Source organism: Sphingomonas sp. 28-62-11 (assembly GCF_002278865.1).
Lineage (GTDB): Bacteria > Pseudomonadota > Alphaproteobacteria > Sphingomonadales > Sphingomonadaceae > Sphingomonas.
The window spans coordinates 39,322-53,860 of record NZ_NCGB01000007.1 but is presented as its reverse complement, the minus strand read 5'-3'; the positions used below and the strand labels follow the sequence as shown (position 1 = coordinate 53,860).

Below are 14,539 nucleotides of genomic sequence, written 5' to 3'. Positions count from 1 at the left end.
TATCAAAGCAATTATGTATTCGATCGTCCTTCTCGCATTATCACCGTATGACGCTGGGGCTTCGGGGCTTGTGAAAACCCAAATCAATACAGGAATAAGCACAACTAGAAATAATAATGTCAATAATATGATCGTTGAATTGTCCATTACAGTTCTACCCCTAACGCCTCAGCTACAGTAAAAATGTCCTTGTCGCCGCGCCCGCACAGGTTCGCCAGGATGATCTGGTCCTGCCGCATCGTTGGCGCGAGCTTGGCGACGGCTGCAATCGCGTGGCTCGGTTCAAGCGCGGGAATGATGCCTTCGGTCCGGCAGAGCAGCTGGAACGCGTCGAGCGCTTCGATGTCGGTCGCGCTGGTATAGTCCACGCGGCCGATGTCGCGCAGCCAGGCGTGCTCAGGCCCGATGCCGGGATAATCGAGCCCGGCCGAGATTGAGTGCGCCTCGGTGATCTGGCCGTCTTCGTCCTGCAGCAGATAGGTCTTGTTGCCGTGGAGCACCCCAGGCGACCCGCCCGCGAGGCTGGCCGCGTGTTCCTTGTCGAGGCCGTGGCCTGCCGCTTCGACGCCGAGCATCTTCACCTCGGCATCGTCGAGAAACGGGTGGAACAACCCGATTGCGTTCGATCCGCCACCGATCGCGGCGACAAGCACATCGGGCAGGCGACCGACGCGCGACAGCATCTGCGCGCGTGCCTCCTTGCCGATTACGCTTTGGAAATCGCGGACGAGCTCGGGATAGGGGTGGGGGCCAGCCGCCGTGCCGATGATGTAGAAAGTGTCATGGACATTCGCGACCCAGTCGCGCAGCCCCTCGTTCATCGCGTCCTTGAGCGTCGCCGCGCCGCTGGTGACGGGGCGGACTTCAGCGCCGAGCAGCTTCATGCGGAACACATTGGGCTGCTGCCGCTCGATATCGCGTGCGCCCATATAGATGACGCAGGGCAGCCCGAAGCGTGCGCAGACGGTCGCGGTCGCCACGCCGTGCTGGCCAGCGCCCGTCTCGGCGATAATCCGCGTCTTTCCCATGCGGATCGCGAGCAGGATCTGGCCGATGCAATTATTGATCTTGTGCGCGCCAGTGTGATTGAGCTCGTCGCGCTTGAACCAAACCTCTGCACCCATCCCCTCGGCAGCACCTTTGCGCAGTTCCTCGGTGAGCCGCTCAGCGAAATAAAGCGGGCTCGGGCGGCCGACATAATGTTCGAGCAGGTCGTCGAACTGCGCGTGGAACGCTGGATCGGCCTTGGCGCGGTTATACTCCGCCTCCAGTTCGAGCACGAGCGGCATCAGCGTCTCAGCGACATAGCGCCCGCCGAACTGGCCAAAATGACCGCGATCGTCTGGCTGTGCGCGGAAGGAGTTTGGGGCGGGGGAAAGGGGGGCGTTCATGATGCGGCACAGGCTTTAAGGAACGCGGCGATCTTGTCCATATCCTTGATGCCGGGCGCGGATTCGACACCCGATGAGACATCGACGAGTTCGGCGCGGGTACGGTGGATCGCCTCGCCCACATTGGTAGCATCAAGCCCACCCGACAGGGCCCAGGGCAGCGGGTGGCGAAAACCATCGAGCAGCGCCCAATCGAACCGCACCCCCATGCCGCCAGGCATTGCTGATCCTTCGGGCGTTTTGGCATCATAAAGGATGCGGTCTGCCGCCCCATCAAAACTGCGCGCAGCGTCGAGATCGGTGCGAGCGCGAACGGCGACCGCCGCCCAGATCTCGAGCCCAGTGCGAGACCGCAGCGCGGCAGCGCGCGCGGGTGCCGCCTTGTGAAGCTGCAATGCGGTCAGCTTGCCGGCGTTGATCGCCGCGTCGATGAGGGCGTCGTCCGGGTCGACGAACACGCCGACCCGACCAACATGGTCGGGCACGCGCGCCGCCAGGCCAGTAGCTTGCCCAAAGGCGAGATCACGGGGGGAGGCGGCGAAAAAAACGAAGCCGATATGCGCCGCGCCATGGCTGACGGCGGCATCAACGGTATGGGGCGTCGACAGACCGCAAATCTTGGCAAAAGCTGGCATGGGGGCGGCTTAGGCGGTCAATGCGCCTGCGTCACCCCGGACTTTAGATCAGACCCGGCACGAAACGTTTTACGCGCGCCGCATAGACGTCATAGGCCGGGCCGAATTCGGCGCGCAGCACCTTTTCCTCCAGCATCACCCGCATCCAGGTGGCGATGGCATAGACCGGGGCGGCGATGATGAGCATCCGGCTGTGCCCATAGGCGATCGCCATCGCCAGCATGAACATCGCAAGCGCGACATAAATCGGATTGCGGACCAAAGCGAAGGGCCCGTTGGTGACGAGTTCCGCATCACCGCGCGTCCGGGCGACCAGGGCCCAGTTGCGGCCCATCGTCCGCGATGACCAGTCAAACAACATCGCCGCACCAAGCATGAGCGCCAGCACGACGGCCGCCGTCACCAGCGCCGACGGCGACAGAGGATCAAGGCTGGCGTCGATCGGCCCGAAGGCGGCAAGACCCATCCCGACGCCCTGCAGTATGATCCATAGGATCGAGCTATTGTCGCGCTTGCCGCCGCTGTCGCCAGCTTGCCCCCGCGCGCGCATCCGGGCGAGAAACAGGGTGACGAGGAACACGAAGAAACCAAGCGCCATCGCGGCAAGGGCGGGCAGGCCAACAGGGTCGGTCTTAGGCAGCATGATGCAACCACCTCGAAAGTGTATTATTTAAATAATACACACTTTTGCGCTCGCCACAACAGCGCGCCGGCCTTCAATTGGCGCTTGGCCCCCGACGATAGGCCTGCAACGCTTCGACCGCCGTCGACCGCCTCAGTAAACGGGCCATCGGATCAATCACGACATGCGCACCGGTCGGCAGCGCAAGTGTGCCGCGCCCGCCTGCCATATCGACGCGGACCAGCGTGTCACCCATTCGCACCTCGACTGGCATCGGGAAAGCTTTGCCCCCTGGCACTTTCCACTCGAGCGACAACATGCCGCCCGCTTGGTTCGACACCAAATCGGGCAGCGCCGCCTGTCGCAGATAAACGTCGAAGAACCAGCCATAGTCCTTGCCGGTCACCTGGTTGACGATCGCCTGGAATTCGGCGGACGATCCGAAGCGCGGGGTGAAATTGCCGGGTCGGGGATCGGTGCGCCCATAAACCAGCCGCCGGGTTGCCTCGAGAAAGGCGGCATCGCCGATCAGCCAGCGCAGCGTGTGCAGCGTCCAGCTGCCCTTGTAGTAAATGTCACTCGCGGGCCCGCCCTTGGCCTGTTCATAAACATCTTCTTCGGTGCGGATTTTGCCTGAGATTAGCGGGGCGCGGTTTTCGATCTTGCCGCGCTGCGCATCGAGCATTGTCGCATAGCGCGCGTCACCCTCGCGCCACTGCCCGTAAAGCGGCTGCATATAGCTGCCAAAGCCTTCGTGCAGCCAGTAATCGTCCCAGTTCGCCGCGGTCACCTGGTTGCCGAACCATTCATGCGCGAATTCGTGGTGGAACAGCCAGTCGAACCCGTCGATCGACTTGGCATAGCCATTGCCATAAGCGTTGATCGTCTGGTGCTCCATGCCGAGATGCGGCGTTTCGACCACGCCGACTTTTTCATCGGCAAAGGGGTAGGGGCCGATCACACTTTCGAAAAAATCCAGCGTCGGGGCGAATTCTGCGAACAAGGCTTCGGCTTGCTGCTTTTCGCCCGGCAAATACCAGTAGCTCATCGGGATGCTGTTACCGAAGCGACTCTTATACGTGCCTGACACCTGCTCATAGGGGCCGACTGTAATGGCGATCGCATAGGTATTGGGCCGCTTGATCCGCCAGTTCCATGTCGTGCGGCCATCGGCGTGCTTATCGGTACCGAGCAGCACGCCGTTTGACGGCGCCGACAGGCCCTTGGGGACCGTGATGTGGAGTGTCACCTGCGTTGGCTCGCCGGTTGGGAAATCGAGACACGGCCAGAACAGATCGCAGCCATAACCTTCGGCCGTCGACGCCACCCACGGCTTTCCGTCTCGGGTCCGCGACCAAACGAACCCGTCGTCCCAGGGCGCCCGAACCGCAACATGCGGGGTACCGCCATAACGAATGCGCGCCTTGACCTGGTGTTTTGCAGCGATCGTTTCCGGCAGACGGATGACCAGTTGGCCGAGCGGATTGGTCCAGGCGGTGGCTGGCAAGGCGTGCCCATCGATATCGATCGCCGTTACCGGCAGGTTGCGATCAAGATCGATGACGAGCCGATCAATCGGCTCCTTTGCGGTGAAGGCCAAGATGGCCGTCGCCGCAATCGCCTCTCGCTCTGGCAGAATCTCGATCGCCAGATCAGCGCTGTCGAAATGCAGCTTGGCCTGATCAGCATCAATCATGCCCCCCGATTTCTGGGTCTGCTCGGTTAGCGGTGGTTCGCCTTTTTTCGGGGGAGCAGCGCCAGTCAGCGCCAGGAACGCAAATCCTGCCGCAAGCCGATTGATGCGGCGGCGCCACGCACCATATAAGAACCAATTGGCGTCCCGATCGGGCGCCGCCGGAGACTGCATGACCAACACCTATCCCGTATTGCCGCTGCGCGACATTGTCGTTTTCCCGAATATGATCGTGCCGCTGTTCGTGGGCCGCGACAAGTCCGTAGCCGCGCTCGAAGCCGCGATGACCGGCACCAAGGAAATTTTCCTCGTCGCCCAGCTCGACCCGAGCGAGGACGATCCGGATCGCGATGATCTTTATGAAATCGGCGTCACCGCCGTCGTACTCCAGCTGCTGAAACTGCCCGATGGCACCGTCCGCGTGCTTGTCGAGGGCAAGCGTCGCGCCAGATTGTCACATATTTCAGCGCAGGATGGCCATCTGACGGCGGAGATCGATATGCTCGACGCTGTCGCTTCGGCCAATGATGCCGACGCGCCGGACGTGTCAGTCGAGATGGCTGCGCTGATGCGGTCGGTCGTCGACCAGTTTGAGAATTATGCCAAGCTCAACCGCAAGCTGCCTGCCGAAACGGCGGTACAGTTGGGTGAGATCGATGATCCGTCTCGATTGGCGGATGCCATTGCGGCCAACATTCAGGTCAAGGTGGCTGACAAGCAATCGTTACTGATCGAAAGCGATCCGCAAAAGCGGCTGGAGATGGTGTTCGCCTTCATGGAGGGCGAGCTTGGCGTGCTGCAGGTCGAGAAAAAGATCCGCAGCCGAGTGAAGCGCCAGATGGAGAAAACTCAGCGCGAATATTACCTCAACGAGCAGTTGAAGGCCATTCAGCGCGAGCTGGGTAATGAGGGCGAGGAAGGCGAGGGCGATGAAATCGCCGAGCTGACTCAGAAGATCGCGACGCTCAAACTTTCCAAGGAAGCGCGCACCAAAGCGACGGCCGAGCTGAAAAAACTGAAGACGATGGCGCCGATGAGTGCCGAGGCGACGGTGGTGCGCAATTATCTTGATGTGCTTCTCGGCCTGCCCTGGGGCAAGAAGTCCAAGCTGAAAAAGGATATCGCGGCCGCTCAGGCGGTGCTCGACGAGGATCACTATGCCCTTGAAAAGGTGAAGGATCGGATCGTCGAGTATCTTGCCGTCCAGGCCCGAACCAACAAACTGAAGGGACCGATCCTGTGCCTTGTCGGCCCGCCTGGTGTCGGTAAGACCTCGCTTGGTAAGTCGATTGCCAAGGCATGCGGGCGTGAATTTGTGCGCCAGTCGCTGGGCGGGGTGCGCGACGAAGCTGAAATCCGGGGGCATCGGCGCACCTATATCGGTTCGTTGCCGGGCAAGATCGTCACCAATTTACGCAAAGCAGGGACGAGCAATCCGCTGTTTCTGCTCGACGAGATCGACAAGCTTGGCCAGGATTTCCGCGGTGATCCGGCTTCTGCCCTGCTCGAAGTGCTTGATCCTGAGCAGAATTCGAAATTTCAGGATCATTATCTGGAGATCGACATCGATCTTTCAGACGTAATGTTCGTAACCACAGCCAACACCCTGAATTTGCCGCAACCTCTGCTCGATCGAATGGAAATCATCCGGCTCGAGGGGTATACCGAAGACGAAAAGGTCGAGATCGCCGAACGGCATCTGATCGCCAAGCAGATTGAGGCCCACGGCCTGAAGGCGGGCGAATTCGAGCTCGCCAATGACGGGTTGCGCGCGCTGATCCGCTATTACACGCGGGAGGCGGGCGTACGCACGTTGGAGCGCGAGATCGCCCGGCTGGCGCGCAAGGCGCTTCGCCGCATCCTTGAGGGCAAGATGACGAGCGTGGTGATCACCGCGGACAACCTCGCCGATTTCGCGGGCGTCCAGAAATACCGCTTCGGCATGGGAGAGGAAGAGCATCAGATTGGGGCGGTGACCGGCCTTGCCTGGACCGAAGTTGGCGGCGAATTGCTGACGATCGAAAGCGTCACCGTGCAGGGCAAGGGCCTGGTGCGTACGACCGGCAAGCTTGGCGATGTGATGAAGGAATCGGTCGAAGCGGCGATGAGCTTCGTCAAGGCCCGGGCGCCCAGCTATGGCATCAAGCCGAGTATTTTCGCCCGCAAGGACATCCACGTCCATCTGCCCGAGGGTGCAGTGCCAAAGGACGGCCCGTCGGCCGGTATCGGCCTGGTCACGTCGATCGTCTCGACGCTCACCGGGGTTCCGGTGCGCCGCGATGTAGCGATGACAGGTGAAGTGACCCTGCGCGGCCGCGTTCTGCCAATCGGGGGCCTGAAGGAAAAGCTGCTCGCTGCAATGCGCGGTGGCATCACCACCGTGTTGATCCCGGAAGAAAATGAGAAGGATCTGGCGGAAATCCCCGCCAACATCCGCGAGGGGCTCAAGATCATCCCGATCCGCCATGTCGATGAGGCATTACGACTCGCCCTGACCGAGCCGTTGACGGCAATCGACTGGAGCGATGCCGATGAACTCGCGGCTCTACCCCCCGTGGGCGTCCCTCCAGTTGGCGGTGAAGTGCACCACTGATGCGACGGACCGAAGCAACCAGCTGCATCTATTAACAAGGACGGCCAATTCGTTACAGTTTCGGCTTTTTTGGCGGAATTGTGACGGATTTGTTTTGACAGCCGCTAGCGGACCCGCCTTAAAAGGGCGTTCGGCTACGCCGTGGTTGATTGAAATGCCTAAGATCGCAATCGTAGAAACGGGGGTTCCCAGGAATGAACAAGCAAGAACTGATTGGTTCGGTCGCGGATGCGTCGGGCTTGAGCAAGGGTGATGCAAGCAAGGCCGTTGAGGCCGTATTCGACGCCATTTCGGGTGCGCTGACCAAGGGTGATGAAGTCCGCCTGGTTGGCTTTGGCACATTTTCGGTCAGCAAGCGCAAGGCATCGACCGGACGCAACCCGCGGACTGGCGAGCCTATGACGATCAAGGCGTCGTCGCAGCCCAAGTTCAAGGCCGGCAAGGGCCTGAAAGACGCGGTAAACTGATTTCCGCTGGAGCATGACCATTGGCCGGGGCTGGACAAGCATCGGTCGCATGCTAAAGGCACGGCTTGAGGGCGGCGGGCAACTGCCGCCCTTCCTGTTCCAGCCCGCAACCGGGCGCTTCGGATCGGGCGCGTAGCTCAGTGGTAGAGCACACCCTTCACACGGGTGGGGTCGCAGGTTCAATCCCTGCCGCGCCCACCATATCAAAGGCCTGCCGGGGCGATCGTCCTGGCCGGCCTTTTGCTTGTAGTGCCGCTGCATTCGTCCATCATCGGGTATTGGGGTGTGGGGCAATGGAGCAGGCGATGATGAAAATCGGAATGATGACGGTTGCGCTGTCGATCGCGTCGTTAGTGATCCCTGCTGCAGCGGAAGCGCAACGTGCGCCCATCGACGACACTGCCGCAACGCGCACGACGCTAATCGTGCCTGATGCGGTGTTCGATGGCCGCGACGGGCTGGTGCACAAGGGATGGCGCGTTCTGGTACGCGGCACCCGCATCGTCAGCGTCGGACCAGATGTCGAAGCGCCGGTCGATGCCGAAACGATGGCGTTGCCGGGTACGACGTTGCTGCCAGGGCTGATCGACGCACATGTCCATTTGTTCCTTCATCCCTATGACGAAACATCCTGGAATGATCAGGTGTTGAAAGAACCGCTGGCGCTGCGGACACTGCGTGCCGGAGTGAATGCGCACGCAACACTGTTAGCTGGGTTTACCACCGTTCGCGATCTCGGCACCGAAGGCGCTGGTTATGCCGATGTCGGGCTGAAGGCCGCGATTGCCCAGGGCATCATGACAGGCCCCCGGATGCTGATCGCCACCCGCGCGCTGGTCGCGACAGGGAGCTATGGACCCAAGGGGTTCGAACCCGGCGTTGATATGCCGCAAGGGGCTGAGGAAGCTGATGGTAATGCTCTGGTGATCGCCGCCCGTCGGCAGGTCGGGAATGGCGCCGATGTGATTAAGCTCTATGCCGATTATCGCTGGGCGTCCGGCGAACCCAGTCGACCGACCTTCTCAATTGCCGAGATGCGCGCGGTGGTGGAGGCAGCACATGATGCCGGTCGCACCGTGGCGGCACATGCCAGCACGCCGGAGGGGATGCGCCGCGCGACGCTGGCCGGGGTCGACTCAATCGAGCACGGCAATGACGGCACGGCAGAGGTTTTCGACCTGATGAAAGCGCGGGGCGTGGCATTCTGCCCGACGCTGGCCGCAACCGATGCGATCGAACGCTATCGCGGATGGAACGGTGCCGCGCCGGAGCCCCCGGCCGTCATCGCGAAGAAACGGAGCTTTGCGCTGGCCCTCAAATCGGGGGTGAAGATGTGTGTCGGCGGGGATACCGGGGTCTTTACCCACGGTGACAATGCGCGCGAGCTGGTGCTGATGATCGCTGGCGGTATGCCACCAGCCGCGGCGCTGATGGCGGCAACATCAGGCAATGCCGGCGTTCTCGGCATTGCGGAGAGGCTTGGATCGATCGCGCCCGGCATGTTGGCCGATATTGTTGCGATCAAAGGAAATCCTGAACAGAAGATTGACGCAATTCGGGACGTGGCGATGGTGATGAAGGACGGCAAGGTCATAAAATCACCACTAACTAATTGATTTTTCATGTCGGTAAAAATGCAACGACACATAATTGTCATTTTAAAGTCACGTATTTGTCTCTGAAACAGCATCCTCCCGTCATGCCCCCGGCTTACCGCCACGACCGAGGCCGACAGGGGGAACATCCGAGTCGGTCGGGGCGCCAGCCCAGTTCAGCAACCCGGAAAAAACCGGATCGGAGATTTTATGGCCAGCTTCAAACGCGTTAGCCTCATCCTTTTGACCAGCTGCGCAAGCGCGGCTCTTGCTGGCTGCGACGGCGCCACCAGCGTTGCCTCACCCGGCCCGGGCACCCTTGTGATCAGCGCACCAGCACCTGCACCAGCGCCAACCCCGTCGCCAACCGCGACGCTTGCGCCAATCACGGCAGCGCAGTTCGCATCGACCGCAGGCGGCGGTGCGACGACCCCGATTACGGCTGACGAACAACTCGCTCTGGTGAATGCCGGCACGAACAACGTCCCAAGCGGCTTTGCGCCCCTGAACGGCATTCTGCCCCAGGGTGCTGCTGCAGCAGCACCGGGCTTCAACCCAACCACGCTGAACCCAACCGGCACGTCGTTCTTCGTTACCGCCAATTATGTCGGCGCGGTCAACGGTTCGGGTGATACGGCGTTCCAGGGTTGGACTTGCGACTCAGGTGCGGCAAGTTTCGGCGGCACCGCTCCCCGCCTTTGCGTTGGCGCAGCACCTGCGGGCACCGGCGGCGCGACCGCAGTGTGCCCAACCGGCACGACCAATGATGGCTTGGTCTCGTCCTTCCGTATCTGTCGCCTGCCAACGCTGATCACCACCGATCTCACGCTCCCGCGGATCACGGGCGTTGTGTACCGCCTGCGTGGCCAGACCGAAGTGGGTGTCGATGCCGGTTCGACCAGTACGTCAACCGGCCCAACGCTGACGATCGCTGCTGGCGTCGTTATCGCGGCTGACTCGAGCGAGGCATCGAACGATCTGCTTCTGATCAACCGCGGTGCACGCATCAATGCCGTTGGGACTTCCACTGCGCCAATCATCTTCACCGCACAGCAGAACCTTGCTGCGAACGGCGTTTCCGATTCTTCGCAGGGCCTATGGGGTGGCGTGATCATCCTTGGGCGCGCGCCGACGGGCGTTTGCCGCACCGGCACTGGTCCAAACGATGCTGGTGGAACGAGCACGACCTGCGAAAACGCTATCGAAGGTGTTACCGGTCGTAACTATGGCGGCCCAACGCTCAACGACAATAGCGGAACCATTCAGTTCGTTCAGATCAACTATAGCGGCATCGCGATCAGCGAAGGCAACGAACTGCAGGGTTTGACGCTCGGCGGCGTTGGCAGCGGCACGACGATCAGCAACGTCCAGAGCCATAACTCTGCTGACGACGGCATCGAAATTTTCGGTGGTACGGTCAATCTTCGCTTCCTCGCCATCACCGGTGCAGACGACGATGGTTTTGACATCGACAATGGCTATCGCGGCCTCGCTCAGTTCCTGATTGCAGCGCAGAAGAGCAGCGGCGCAACCGCTGACTCGTTCGCGACCGAAATCGAATCGAACGGTGCTGAAGATCTGCTGCCACGCAGCTGGGCACGCTATGCGAACTTTACGTTCATTACGCGCGCAGCCAGCCAGAACCCGCCAGCGTCGATCCGCTTGCGCGGTGGTGCCGACGGCACCTTCGTCAACGGCATCGTCCAGACGCCTGCTGGCGTGGCTTGCGTGAACATCACGGCGACCCAGGTTTCAGCGGCTGACCGCACCACGGTTCGTGCGGCTAACCCTGCACTGCAGGATCAGGGCCCGCCGGTGTTCAACTCGGTCTATTTCGGCTGCCAAGGCCGCTGAGGCCTGAGCGGGCGACCTGGTTCGCCTTTTGAGATGCCGGGGTGGTCGTGATCGCCCACCCCGGCTTTTTGTTACCGAAACTTGATTGGGATATTCGGCCATGAGAGAGCGCTTCGCCCTTGGTACGCTTCTTCTGTTAACCACGCAGCTGGTCTCGCCAGCCGCGCTTGCGCAGTCCGCGCCACAGCAGACGCCCCCCCCCGCCCAGACGCCTGCACCCGCTGATCCGGCAGAAGCCGAAGCACCGGTTGAAGAGATCGAAGTATCCTCGCCCGGTTTCGACGAAGCCAATGCGCAGGACATCGTAGTCGTCGGCCGCAATATCCCTAACACCGTCCGTGCAACGCCGCAGGTCCTCTCGGTCCTGTCCGAAGCGGACATCGCCCGCACGGGTGAAGGCGACATCGCTGGTGCGCTGTCGCGTGTTGCCGGTCTGTCGGTGGTCGGCAATGGCCAGGTCTATGTTCGGGGCCTGGGCGATCGCTATTCGTCAGCGCTGCTGAATGGGTCGCCGCTGCCATCACCCGAGCCGCTGCGCCGTTCGGTGCCGCTTGACATTTTTCCGACCTCGATCGTTGGATCGGCGCTGATCCAGAAGAGCTATTCGGCCAATTATCCGGGCGAATTCGGCGGCGGCGTGATCAACCTGACGACCAAAGCCGTGCCAAAGGAAAGCTTCCTGACCGTCGGCGGTTCGGTTGCGTATGATTCGGTTTCGACCGGGCAGTTCGGCTTTGTTTATGATGGCGGCAGCCGTGACGTGTTCGGTTTTGATGATGGCACACGCCGTGTGCCGGCTTTCATCACCAATATTGGTCAAACCGGTGGTCTGATCCCAACCGAGCAGGTCGCGCAGCTTTCCGGCGCGCAGACATCGCTTCTGCAGCAGAATACCAATATTCCGGCGAACTGGTCGGGTGAAGTCAGCTTCGGCCACACCAAGGATATTGGTTCGACACGGCTTGGTATTGTTGGTTCGGCTAGCCTGTCGAACGGTTTTCGTACCCGTCAGACAACGCAGCAGGACGCCATCGACCTGACCGGCGTTGCGCGGCAGGATTTCAACACGATCATCACTGACAATCGCGTCGTGGTGAACGCGCTGATCGGTCTTGGCCTTGAATTTGGCGATCACAAGCTGCGCTTCACCAACGTCTATATCCACGACACCGACAAGCAGGCGCGTGGTTCGACCGCGACGATCTTCAACAACAGCCAGGGTCAGCCGCGCTTCACCCAGAACACCAGCTGGTTCGAACGGCAGTTGTTCGAAACCCAGGCAGTTGGCGAGTTCAAATTCGGCGATCTGTCATTTGATGTTCGCGGTGCCTACGCCAATTCGAAGCGCGTTTCTCCGTACGAGCGTCAGTTCGATTATCTGTTCACGCCAAATGCAGGCACCGATCTTGCTGGCAACCCAGTGGGCGCGTTCCAGGCGACCAATGCGTTTGGCCCGTTTGCGACGATCACCTTCAGTGATCTGAACGAAAATCTCTACAGCGCCCAGGCTGACGCATCGTACAAACTGCCGTTCAGCCGCCCGGCGACGATTTCGGCTGGTTATTTTTTCAGCGACGCGGAACGCGATTCATCGCGCCTGCCGTTTGTGTATGAAACCAACCGCGGCAGCGGCAGCTCGCTGCCATCGCCGTTCAGCTTTTTCCGTCCCGATCTGTTGCTAGCTAATGACGTCCTCTTCAACGCCTGCCCGACGATCAACGACGGCATTGGGCCAGGCTGCGTTCGCTTGCGCTTTACTGGCGGTGCGGCGGGGTCTTCGTCCTATAATGCTCAGCTGCGCGTTCATGCGGGCTATGTGCAGGGTGAGGCAGAGTTTTTTGACGGTGTCCGCGCAATTGCGGGCGTTCGCTACGAAACTGCACAGCAGCGAGTCACGCCAAGCGATGGCGTGACTCCAACGCGGTTGAACAATGATTATTTCCTGCCAGCCGTAACGCTGACCTGGAACTTCGCGCGTGACATGCAAGTGCGCGGCAACTTCTCGAAGACGATCGCCCGTCCGCAGTTCCGCGAACTTGCCGCTCAACAGTTCCAGGATTTCGAAAGCGATCGCTTGTATTTCGGTAACCCGAACCTGCGGGACTCCGAACTCACCAATTACGAACTGCGCTATGAGTGGTTCTATGCCCGTGAGCAACGGATCACGATTTCGGGCTTCTATAAGGACATTACCCGGCCGATCGAACAGGTCGGTTTCCGTCCCTCGCCCGACGCACGACTACAGACCGGCTTTTCCTACGTACCGAGCGCGCGTCTTTACGGTGGTGAAATTGAGGCGATCAAATATTTCAACCTCGATTTCCTCGACTCCCCGTTCTTTGCGACCCGTCGTCTGATCTTGAGCGCCAACTACACCTATACCCAGTCGTCGATTAACGCGAATAACGAGCTGGTGCCGGACGTAGGTGGCGGGATTGGCAGCACGGCCATGCGGCCAGCCGTCCAATTGTTCCGCGACGGGGCGGCACTTACCGGCCAGTCCGATCATATCGTCAACGGCCAGATCGGTATCGAAGACAAGGCGTCACTCTCGCAGCTCACATTCCTGGCAAATTATGCCAGCGAACGGATTACTAACCGTGGTCCGGGCAATCTGAGCGGCGTTGGGTTCCTGCCCGACATTATCGAGCGGCCAGGCTTCCGCTTCGATGTCGTTGCTCGCCAGGGTGTGAAATTCGGTCCAGCTGAATTCGAGATCAAGCTTGAAGGCCGCAACTTGACTGGAACGGGTTATCGCGAGTTTCAGCGTTTCCCCAACGGCAATGAGATCTTCATCAACCGTTACCGTGTTGGCCGCATCGTGCAGCTCTCGGTCAGCGCGAAGCTCTGATCCGGACTTAACTGACAGAAAAAACCCCGGTGGCCTGGCCGCCGGGGTTTTTTCATTGGTCGTTCGTCAGCCCCAAGGCCGTTCGCGAAACCATTTGGTCAGCACATATTTGGTGCCGGCGCGCACCTTCATGCCTTGGTGGATGGTCAGCGGGTTGGGCTGGCCGTCATCCTGGCGGTTGTTCCACATTAGCAATTTGCCGGTTTCGGGTTTGACGATCTTGTCGATCGCCTTGAAACGGGTCGCGCCTCCGGCGATCGGTTCGTTGAGATAAATCATCGCGGTCCATGTCCGCTGGCCGGCCACGCTGCAGAATTTTTCGTAGTCCAGGCCAAGCGGTTCAAAATAATCGGTATGATCCTTGAACTGCTGCCCAACCGCGTAACGCTGTCCCTGGAGTGGCTCGCCATATATCGGGTCGATGTCCATGAAATCGCAGACCGCGCTATCGACAATCTGGCCCAGCGGATCGCCGGGTAAGAAATCGCAAGTTTCGCTGGTCCGAAAACTGTCGTCGCCATTCGGATCGGACAGGGTTGAAGGGCGGCGCTGCGCATCGATCCGATCAATCAGGCGCGCACACAGATCCGCCGACAGAAAGCCCCGTTTCAGGAACAATGTCAGCTTGGGGCTGGGCACTTTTTGAACCCCGCTATGCTGGGCGATCCGCGTTAGTACCGGCGCGGCTGGTAAGCCCGAGCCACGCTGAAACACGGGCTCTGCGGCGGGGAAAGGGCGGATACCGGTCACCATGTCACTCTGCCAAACGGACACCCTGTTTTCCAGCCCGATCAATGCCGACATGGCATAAGGCGACGAACATCATCATATTGTCCCT

11 protein-coding genes and 1 tRNA gene are annotated in these 14,539 nt (G+C 60.5%); 7 read left to right on the top strand and 5 right to left on the bottom strand.

Features of this window, described 5'->3' with window-relative positions; translation table 11 throughout:
• Positions 1 to 146 precede the first annotated feature (146 nt).
• From trpB to B7Y49_RS03425, 4 genes are all read right to left on the bottom strand, one after another.
• Entirely contained in the window at positions 147 to 1,391 is a 1,245-nt protein-coding gene (gene trpB / locus B7Y49_RS03440) for a tryptophan synthase subunit beta (RefSeq protein ID WP_374126170.1), read from the bottom strand.
• A complete protein-coding gene (locus B7Y49_RS03435) occupies positions 1,388 to 2,026 on the bottom strand; it encodes a phosphoribosylanthranilate isomerase (RefSeq protein WP_374126169.1) in 639 nt (212 codons plus the stop codon). The genes trpB and B7Y49_RS03435 overlap by 4 nt, the downstream gene beginning before the upstream one ends.
• Before the next feature lie 43 nt (positions 2,027 to 2,069).
• The gene (locus B7Y49_RS03430) at positions 2,070 to 2,669 is read right to left on the bottom strand and encodes an isoprenylcysteine carboxylmethyltransferase family protein (protein ID WP_374126168.1); all 600 of its coding nucleotides are present in this window, start codon (positions 2,667 to 2,669) and stop codon (positions 2,070 to 2,072) included.
• Positions 2,670 to 2,742: 73 nt separating this feature from the next.
• On the bottom strand, positions 2,743 to 4,515 hold the full coding sequence (locus B7Y49_RS03425; RefSeq protein ID WP_374126167.1) for a M1 family metallopeptidase: 1,773 nt from the start codon (positions 4,513 to 4,515) through the stop codon (positions 2,743 to 2,745).
• Between B7Y49_RS03425 and lon the strand changes: the two genes are divergently transcribed.
• The 7 genes from lon to B7Y49_RS03390 all read left to right on the top strand — a co-directional run bounded on the left by lon (position 4,514) and on the right by B7Y49_RS03390 (position 13,701).
• Positions 4,514 to 6,934 (top strand): endopeptidase La, encoded by a 2,421-nt coding sequence (gene lon, locus B7Y49_RS03420; RefSeq protein ID WP_374126166.1) that lies wholly within the window; start codon positions 4,514 to 4,516, stop codon positions 6,932 to 6,934. The genes B7Y49_RS03425 and lon overlap by 2 nt on opposite strands.
• 194 nt (positions 6,935 to 7,128) lie before the next feature.
• Complete coding sequence (locus B7Y49_RS03415; protein ID WP_374126165.1) at positions 7,129 to 7,401, top strand: HU family DNA-binding protein; 273 nt, start codon at positions 7,129 to 7,131, stop codon at positions 7,399 to 7,401.
• A gap of 13 nt (positions 7,402 to 7,414) precedes the next feature.
• On the top strand, positions 7,415 to 7,537 hold the full coding sequence (locus B7Y49_RS03410) for a hypothetical protein (protein ID WP_374126164.1): 123 nt from the start codon (positions 7,415 to 7,417) through the stop codon (positions 7,535 to 7,537).
• Positions 7,528 to 7,602, top strand: a tRNA-Val gene (locus tag B7Y49_RS03405). Before B7Y49_RS03410 ends, B7Y49_RS03405 begins: the two co-directional genes overlap by 10 nt.
• 104 nt (positions 7,603 to 7,706) lie before the next feature.
• A complete protein-coding gene (locus tag B7Y49_RS03400; RefSeq protein ID WP_374126163.1) occupies positions 7,707 to 9,017 on the top strand; it encodes an amidohydrolase family protein in 1,311 nt (436 codons plus the stop codon).
• A gap of 189 nt (positions 9,018 to 9,206) precedes the next feature.
• Positions 9,207 to 10,850 carry a hypothetical protein gene (locus B7Y49_RS03395; protein ID WP_374126162.1) on the top strand — a complete coding sequence of 548 codons (1,644 nt, stop codon included), beginning with the start codon at positions 9,207 to 9,209 and terminating at the stop codon, positions 10,848 to 10,850.
• 100 nt (positions 10,851 to 10,950) lie between these two features.
• The gene (locus B7Y49_RS03390; protein ID WP_374126161.1) at positions 10,951 to 13,701 is read left to right on the top strand and encodes a TonB-dependent receptor domain-containing protein; all 2,751 of its coding nucleotides are present in this window, start codon (positions 10,951 to 10,953) and stop codon (positions 13,699 to 13,701) included.
• 66 nt (positions 13,702 to 13,767) lie between these two features.
• Here the strand turns inward: B7Y49_RS03390 and B7Y49_RS03385 are convergent, their stop codons facing one another.
• On the bottom strand, positions 13,768 to 14,454 hold the full coding sequence (locus tag B7Y49_RS03385; protein ID WP_374126160.1) for a 2OG-Fe(II) oxygenase: 687 nt from the start codon (positions 14,452 to 14,454) through the stop codon (positions 13,768 to 13,770).
• Positions 14,455 to 14,539: the final 85 nt, after the last annotated feature.

What these genes read in the sequence shown, in the direction of transcription:
- trpB (WP_374126170.1), bottom strand. Translation starts at nt 1,391, where the DNA reads ATGAACGCCCCCCTTTCCCCCGCCCCAAACTCCTTCCGCGCACAGCCA.
- B7Y49_RS03435 (WP_374126169.1), bottom strand. Translation starts at nt 2,026, where the DNA reads ATGCCAGCTTTTGCCAAGATTTGCGGTCTGTCGACGCCCCATACCGTT.
- B7Y49_RS03430 (WP_374126168.1), bottom strand. Translation starts at nt 2,669, where the DNA reads ATGCTGCCTAAGACCGACCCTGTTGGCCTGCCCGCCCTTGCCGCGATG.
- lon (WP_374126166.1), top strand. Translation starts at nt 4,514, where the DNA reads ATGACCAACACCTATCCCGTATTGCCGCTGCGCGACATTGTCGTTTTC.
- B7Y49_RS03425 (WP_374126167.1), bottom strand. Translation starts at nt 4,515, where the DNA reads ATGCAGTCTCCGGCGGCGCCCGATCGGGACGCCAATTGGTTCTTATAT.
- B7Y49_RS03415 (WP_374126165.1), top strand. Translation starts at nt 7,129, where the DNA reads ATGAACAAGCAAGAACTGATTGGTTCGGTCGCGGATGCGTCGGGCTTG.
- B7Y49_RS03410 (WP_374126164.1), top strand. Translation starts at nt 7,415, where the DNA reads ATGACCATTGGCCGGGGCTGGACAAGCATCGGTCGCATGCTAAAGGCA.
- B7Y49_RS03400 (WP_374126163.1), top strand. Translation starts at nt 7,707, where the DNA reads ATGATGAAAATCGGAATGATGACGGTTGCGCTGTCGATCGCGTCGTTA.
- B7Y49_RS03395 (WP_374126162.1), top strand. Translation starts at nt 9,207, where the DNA reads ATGGCCAGCTTCAAACGCGTTAGCCTCATCCTTTTGACCAGCTGCGCA.
- B7Y49_RS03390 (WP_374126161.1), top strand. Translation starts at nt 10,951, where the DNA reads ATGAGAGAGCGCTTCGCCCTTGGTACGCTTCTTCTGTTAACCACGCAG.
- B7Y49_RS03385 (WP_374126160.1), bottom strand. Translation starts at nt 14,454, where the DNA reads ATGGTGACCGGTATCCGCCCTTTCCCCGCCGCAGAGCCCGTGTTTCAG.